Annotated in this window: 5 protein-coding genes; 1 reads left to right on the forward strand and 4 read right to left on the reverse strand. The window is 49.8% G+C overall.

Translation table 11 applies throughout. From position 1 onward, the window contains the following. Positions 1-428 precede the first annotated feature (428 nt). From ACNKIB_RS12540 to ACNKIB_RS12550, 3 genes are all read right to left on the reverse strand, one after another. Complete coding sequence (locus tag ACNKIB_RS12540) at positions 429-1,859, reverse strand: amidohydrolase family protein (protein ID WP_417910907.1); 1,431 nt, start codon at positions 1,857-1,859, stop codon at positions 429-431. Positions 1,860-1,933: 74 nt separating this feature from the next. Beyond that, positions 1,934-3,166, reverse strand: coding sequence for a tetratricopeptide repeat protein (locus ACNKIB_RS12545; RefSeq protein WP_417910908.1), 1,233 nt, complete (start codon positions 3,164-3,166; stop codon positions 1,934-1,936). A 232-nt stretch (positions 3,167-3,398) separates the two neighbouring features. Next, positions 3,399-4,076, reverse strand: a complete 678-nt coding sequence (locus ACNKIB_RS12550) for a hypothetical protein (RefSeq protein WP_417910909.1) — start codon at positions 4,074-4,076, stop codon at positions 3,399-3,401. Positions 4,077-4,324: 248 nt separating this feature from the next. On the opposite strand from ACNKIB_RS12550, the gene ACNKIB_RS12555 reads away from it, so the two are divergent. After that, the gene (locus ACNKIB_RS12555; RefSeq protein WP_417910910.1) at positions 4,325-5,698 is read left to right on the forward strand and encodes a phosphomannomutase; all 1,374 of its coding nucleotides are present in this window, start codon (positions 4,325-4,327) and stop codon (positions 5,696-5,698) included. A gap of 60 nt (positions 5,699-5,758) precedes the next feature. Here the strand turns inward: ACNKIB_RS12555 and queC are convergent, their stop codons facing one another. Further along, complete coding sequence (queC, locus tag ACNKIB_RS12560) at positions 5,759-6,469, reverse strand: 7-cyano-7-deazaguanine synthase QueC (RefSeq protein WP_417910911.1); 711 nt, start codon at positions 6,467-6,469, stop codon at positions 5,759-5,761. Positions 6,470-6,651: the final 182 nt, after the last annotated feature.

Consider the following 6,651-nt stretch of genomic DNA (forward strand, 5'->3'; position numbering starts at 1 on the left):
ATCCACGCCAAGCGCAGATGTATTGAAAATACAGCATGTGAGCCATGATTATATGTTTCCATGCTCCCAGCTTAACCTAAGTTCCGCTGAAGCTGCCACCTGAAGGTGGGGGTTTTAACCCTCCCAAGTGAGGACAATAAGCATCTTGTCCTTTGTTTTGCAGCTTGGGAGGTTAGAATTCATAATATTTATTTGTAAGACCTAATAAGAAGATATGTCAAGAGGGAATTTTCCACGATGTGCAGCTTATGGTTTGGAAGCGGAAAAGCTACTGGTCGATCTGCCGAAAAAACTCTGGCAAAAGGGCGGAGAAGATGCCTTGCTCTTTACTGAGAAGAAGAAAAAAATGCTGGGTAATTGCTACCCAGCATAATGTGGAGAAAAAAGGAAAGGGGGTGATGAAGTTGGTTTGTCCTGAGACAAAAAATCTACTGCACGGAGAAGCCGCTTTTATCTGCGGCAAGACTTGCTACAGTTTCCAGCTCGTAATAGCGGCAGGCCTCCATTAAAAACCGGCATTCCGTCCACATGTCACCATCAACTAAAGGCATGAAGAGGTCGTGGATATTGTCCATACCAAGATAAACAGGCAAGCCGTTGCTGACTAATTCCTCTACTGGCGCGATGGAATTGTGCAACAGCGCGTATTTTTGCAGCTGCTTCATGCTCAAGGCTGCGGATGGACAGACAATGAAGCCTAAGCCAGCGTCCTTAGCCAGACGCATAATCCGCTTGCGCTCACTTAAATCTTTCGCGGCTAAGGAGACTGAATGCACAGCCCGCACCCGACCTTCCATGCCGTGTTCTATTGCTTTTAATGCCAGCAGCTCAGTTTCATTTTCATCAGGATTGTTTTCCTGATCCACATGTACATCCACTGGTTTGCCAAGGTTCTTGGCAATGGATAAAATGATGTCCAGGTGCTTCTCTGGCAAAGGCCGATCTTTTGAGGGTAGTCCACCAACTACATCTGCCAGTGCACAGGCTTCTTCAAAGAAGGTTCTCGATTTATCCCCTAACACACCTTCCAGCGGCTGGACAGCAATTTCAATTTTTATCTCGTGCTTGTGCTTCTCTTTCAGGGCTAGAGCAACCTGCATAGGTAGGAGCTTAACTGTGTTGTCTGCATCAATAAAGGTACGGCAATGGGTTACACCTTGCGCTTTCATCACCTCGATGCAACGGCTCATCCTTTCGGTGAGGTCACTCTCTGAATAGTTTTCTTTGACGTACTTGTACAGCTCCCATTTCTTCTGCATATCAGCCTGACTGAGTTTGAGGTTATCAGGCGAGATGATATAGGATTTATCAAAGTGGGCATGATAGCAGGCAAAGCCACCTTTCTCCAGTACCATCTGGAGAAAATGCTTCTTCATGTCCCAAGGTGCTGAAGGATCGGTGATGGAATATTTGAAGATGTTCTGCTTTTTGTCCTTAAGAAGCCGCTCAAGAGTCATCGCAGCCAACTTCACGCTGGTGAAGATGGGGATGCCGTTCTCTATGCACAGGGTACGGATGGTTGAAGAGTCTGAGGATTCGTCGTAGTCCTTGTTGCCGGTAAGGATGTTTATGACTAGATCAACCTTGCTATCAGAAAGATAGGGGAGAATATTGGGTGCGATGTTGTCAGCGATCTTATGTAACTTGGTGTTACTCACACCGTTCTCTAAGAGAAACTGACTGGTACCAGGGGTGGCAAAGAATTCCACACCAATCTGCTTCAGCTCTTTAATGTGCGGCAGCAGAGTTTTCTTATCCTCATCCTTGCCTGAGCTAACCAGAATACGGGTGTGGGTGCTACGGCTGGCAAGTTTGAGGTTAAAGGCCAGCAGCTCCAGGGACTGATCAAAGTGATTCATGGCGGAATGATAGGAAATGGAGTTGGTGCAATGACGCGCCGCAGCCCGGCACGCCGCCTGAAAACAACATTATGTCACAACGTCAGCCGATCTTGGCTCTGTCCTCCTGCTGCTGCTTCTTGTGCCTCCAGAACCCGTTTGAACAGAGCTGCGGCCATCTCGTTGTACTGCTTGGCCTCCTCCTTTTTTCGCTGCCGATCACAGAGCTTGGCAAGTTCCTGGTAAATACTGCCGACTGCTGGGTGATCCTTACCGCGTAGCTTCTGGGTGACAGCCAGAGCCTGCTTATAGAACTCCTCAGAGCGGTCGTAGTTGCCACAAACTCTACTGGCCTCAGCCAAGTGATTGTAGATGATGATCACACCTGCTAAATCTGGCTGCGGTGATTTGGTCTTGATCTTCAGCAGCCGCTCTAGGAGCGGGACAGCCTCAAACTCTGCTTCCAGCTCCATGTGCAAGCGAGCTAGCTTGTCGAGGATGCCAGCCATGATCATGTCATTGTCTGTCTTCTCCATGATCGCTAAGGCCTGCTTGTACGGCCCTTCTGCTTTCTCATACTGACCTTGGCTCTCTTGGAGTAGGCCAAGCTGAAACCAGCAGATGCCCACTTCAGGATCATTCTTACCTAAGAGTTTGCTCAAACCACTCATGGCCTGCTTGTAATAAACACCAGCCTGGGCAGGCTGCCCAGAAAGCAGCGTGGTATAGGCGATCTCTCGGCGAGCTATGGCTAGCTCAACTGACTCCTCGCCCTTAATAGTAAGCAGCTTGTCAATTTCAGAGAAGCACGCCAGGGCCTTCTTGTGCTGGTACATCTTGCGGGCGAGTAATCCTGCTGCCTTCAGATAGTGAATATTGCTCCGATCTAATTCAATAGCCTTGTCAAAGCGGATAGCTGCTCGACTGAAATCCATACGGCATTCAGCCAGTCTGCCACTATGAAAGGCGGCAAAGGCCCCAACCTTGCCACCTTTAGCAACCAGCTTATCAAAGACCTGCTCGGCCTCTGCGGTGCTGGCATTGGCTTGAACACCCACGCAGGCTAGATCAAAGTCAGCTTTCTCCAACATGTTCTGCATCTTTCCCAAGCCGGCAAGCGCACTCTTGCGGCAGGCCATCTCGTTGCGGTAGCTCTGTTTGAAGAATGTCAGGGCTTCCGTGATGGCAGTGACAGCCAGTTGCAGCTTCTCACGCCGTGCGTCATCGCGGCTCTCAATAGCTGCGGTCAGCGCGGGAAGCAACTTCCTCTTCTGGGCGATCAGACGTTGCCCGTAGGATTCAGGCGATAGGGCGATATTTTCTGACACGGCCTCGGTTCCTCCTCTGCATCAGGGAAAACATGGGTTCAGGGGACTACTCTTGGCGGCACTGGAGTAGCAGGGAAAATCCTGCGTCCATTGGTATATCAGACCCACTGCACAAGGACAAGTAAATCTTTGAGTCATCGGTCTGGCCAGATGCTTTTTTCCATCTTATGTCATTTTAATGGAGCAGGGTTCCATTTAGATTGAATGGCACTTTGTTTTATGATAGAAATTTTCATTTCTGTGTTTCTGATTGAGGCCAAGGTAACACAGATCGACTGCCTACGAAAAGGCAATATTTCGCAGGATTACGTTTGGCTAATGATTCAGACATAACAAAACAAAATACTGGCGCATTAGGTATATTAAGAGCTTTCCGAAGTGCTCTCAATGACCCGCCTGTTCCTAGATAAGTATGAATAATTAAACAGTTTTCTTTGCTTAAATCCAACGAAGTCGAAATAATTGAAGCAACTGTTGGTTCACCAGGTTTTGTATATTCACAATCTATAACTATTGATTTTGGAACTTTTCTATTCATTGATTGCAATGCCTTTGAAACTATACCAACACCGAAGGCTCCTCCAGGGCCACAGCTAACTAAAATGCAATCATTAAAGTCAAAGTTACCTAACATATTAATGCTAATATACTCGCGCACAGCGCGACATAACAATGGCCAGCGTAGAGAAAGCAATAGTAATATTAACGATCCTGCAAAGGCGCATGAAATTGTTCCTATAATAACTACCGTTTGTATTGACCCGTGCGTTCCAGAAGATTCCACTATAGTCCAAATAGTACCATAAACAGAGAATATCCAAGCTAATATTGCAACAATAGACTGTGGTTTCCTGAAATCAGCAAGAATTGCATACCAGTTAAACCAACGCACATTACGAAAAGTATCCATACGTAATCTGTATTAACATCGATAATCTCCAGCTTGCCCTGCGGCGAAGGTAGGCAATCGCTATAGCGGCCAGACGGCATTTACCCTTGCCTGTGGGAGAGAAGAGTGCTATTAAATAAACCTGTTTGCTGAAAAGAGCGTTCTCCTCATCCTAAAAAGAGCCGCTTTGTTTGTCAAGATTTGTCTGACAGTACGGCCCGTCCGCTACCGGGTCTTTTTGTTTCTTCTTCTCTCCGCCGGAGTCTATCATGCCTGAACCGCTGAAATGTTTCACCGCCTATGATGTACGCGGGCTGGTGCCCGAAGAGCTGACCCCTGCTATTGCCGCTCGGATCGCGTTAGCTTTCTGCTGCCAGATCGAGGCCCGCAAGGTAGTAATTGGCCGCGATGTCCGTTTATCCAGCCCGGAGATTGCCGAAACCCTGTGCGATGTGCTAACCAAGGCAGGCATTGATGCCATTGACATCGGCCTTTGCGGTACTGAAGAAGTTTATTTCGCGGTGTTCAGCGGTGAGACTGAAGGTATTGACGGCGGCATCATGGTAACAGCAAGCCATAACCCGGCGGAATGGAACGGGATGAAGTTTGTCCGTAAAGGTGCCCGTATCATGTCCTGTGACTCCGGCCTACTGGAGGTGGCCGAGCGGGCAGCGGATGCAGAATGGTGCTGCACTGCGCTGCTGGAAAAGCCGTCTCAAGTGGGCCGCAACCGCAAGATGCCGAATAAGTACCACTACATTTCCTGCTTGCTCTCTTACGTGGATACTGCGGCACTCAAGCCCCTGAAGATCGTGGTTAACGCAGGCAATGGCTGTGCCGGGCCAGTGATTGATCTGCTTGCGCAGCGGCTGCCCTTTACCTTTATCAAGCTCAACCATCAACCAGACGGCAACTTCCCCAACGGAGTACCCAACCCGCTTCTACCGGAGAATCGGCAAGACACGGCTCGTGCTATCCAGGAACATGGGGCTGATCTTGGCATTGCTTGGGATGGCGATTGTGATCGCTGCTTCTTATTTGATGAGCAGGGTCGCTTCATTGAAGGCTATTACATCGTTGGTTTACTGGCAGCAGCAATGCTCAAACAGCATCCTGGCGCAACTATCCTGCATGATCCAAGGCTGATCTGGAATACGCAGGAAATGGTGGCCAACGCCGGTGGCAAGGCGGTAATGACCAAGACAGGCCATGCCTTTATTAAAGAAGCAATGCGCCGCGAGCAAGCTGTTTATGGCGGGGAGATGTCTGCGCATCATTACTTCCAGGCCTTTGGTTATTGCGACTCTGGGATGCTGCCTTGGTTGCTGATCTGTCAGCTGATGAGTCAACAAAACAGTTCGCTTTCTGCCTTGGTGGATGAACGGATGCGGGCTTTCCCAGTGAGTGGAGAAATCAACTCCCTTGTTGCTGATCCTGATGCGGTGATCAGCAAGATAGAAAAGCACTACCATGATGGGGAAAAGGATTACACGGACGGGCTATCGGTTGCCTACCCAACCTGGCGTTTTAACCTGCGCAAATCCAATACCGAGCCGGTCTTGCGTCTGAATGTGGAAACCCGGGCCGACGAGAATCTCCTGCGGGAGAAAACAGCAGAGCTGCTGGGGTTGATTCGCGGCTAGAGAAAAGAGTTGACCAGAATCAGCCGTAAACTGGAACGAGCGTTGGTGGAAAAATACCATCTAGATGGTATTGGGAGGCTCAACTTCATTGTGGCTGGCATATACCACCGGATCCTTCATCCCCGCCTCAGCAAAGCCCTTCAGCCGCAGAATACAGGCATCACAGTGACCGCAGGCCAAGCCTTGCACTGGGTCATAGCAGCTGTGGGTGAGCGAGTAATCTACACCCAGCTTTGTGCCAACCTCAATAATTTCCTTTTTGCTCAGTTCAATCAGCGGGGCGTGAAAGCGGAAAGGACTACCGGTGCTGCCTGCTTTGGTGCCGAGATTGGCTGCTCGTGCAAAGGCGTGAAGGAAATCCGGACGGCAGTCTGGGTAGCCGCTATAGTCCACCGCATTGATGCCGAGAAAGATGTCTGCCGCACCCAGTACCTCAGCCCAGGCTAACGCGTGCGAGAGGAAGATGATGTTGCGGGCAGGAACGTAGGTCACAGGAATGCCCTGCCCCATCTCCTCTGCGTTCCGGTCTTTCGGCACTTCGATGGCTGATGTTAAAGCCGAGCCGCCGATCAGGCCCAAGTCCAGCCGGAGAATCAGATGCTGTTCGGTGCGCATGGCTTTGGCGATGCCCGCCGCCCGCTCCAGCTCAATATCCTGCTTCTGGCCGTAGCGGAAGCTGAGGCAATGGCACTGAAAGCCCCGGCTCCGGGCAATGGCTAAAACCGTGCTGGAATCCAGCCCGCCACTGAGAAGAACAACTGCTTTTTTCATGGAGAAATTTTCGGCACAATCCGGTTTGATATTGTCAGAAGCGCATTTATCACCTATCATAGATAGCTGAATCAGCGCATCATACCGCTCTTTGTGAAAATATTCACCTGAACTTTGCACGCAGCCGTCCTGTCATGGGGCGGAAAACATATTGACAGCACACCACAGGAGAACCCAAGCAT

It is taken from the genome of Candidatus Electronema sp. PJ (assembly GCF_048287395.1).
In the GTDB taxonomy this organism is placed as follows: domain Bacteria; phylum Desulfobacterota; class Desulfobulbia; order Desulfobulbales; family Desulfobulbaceae; genus Electronema.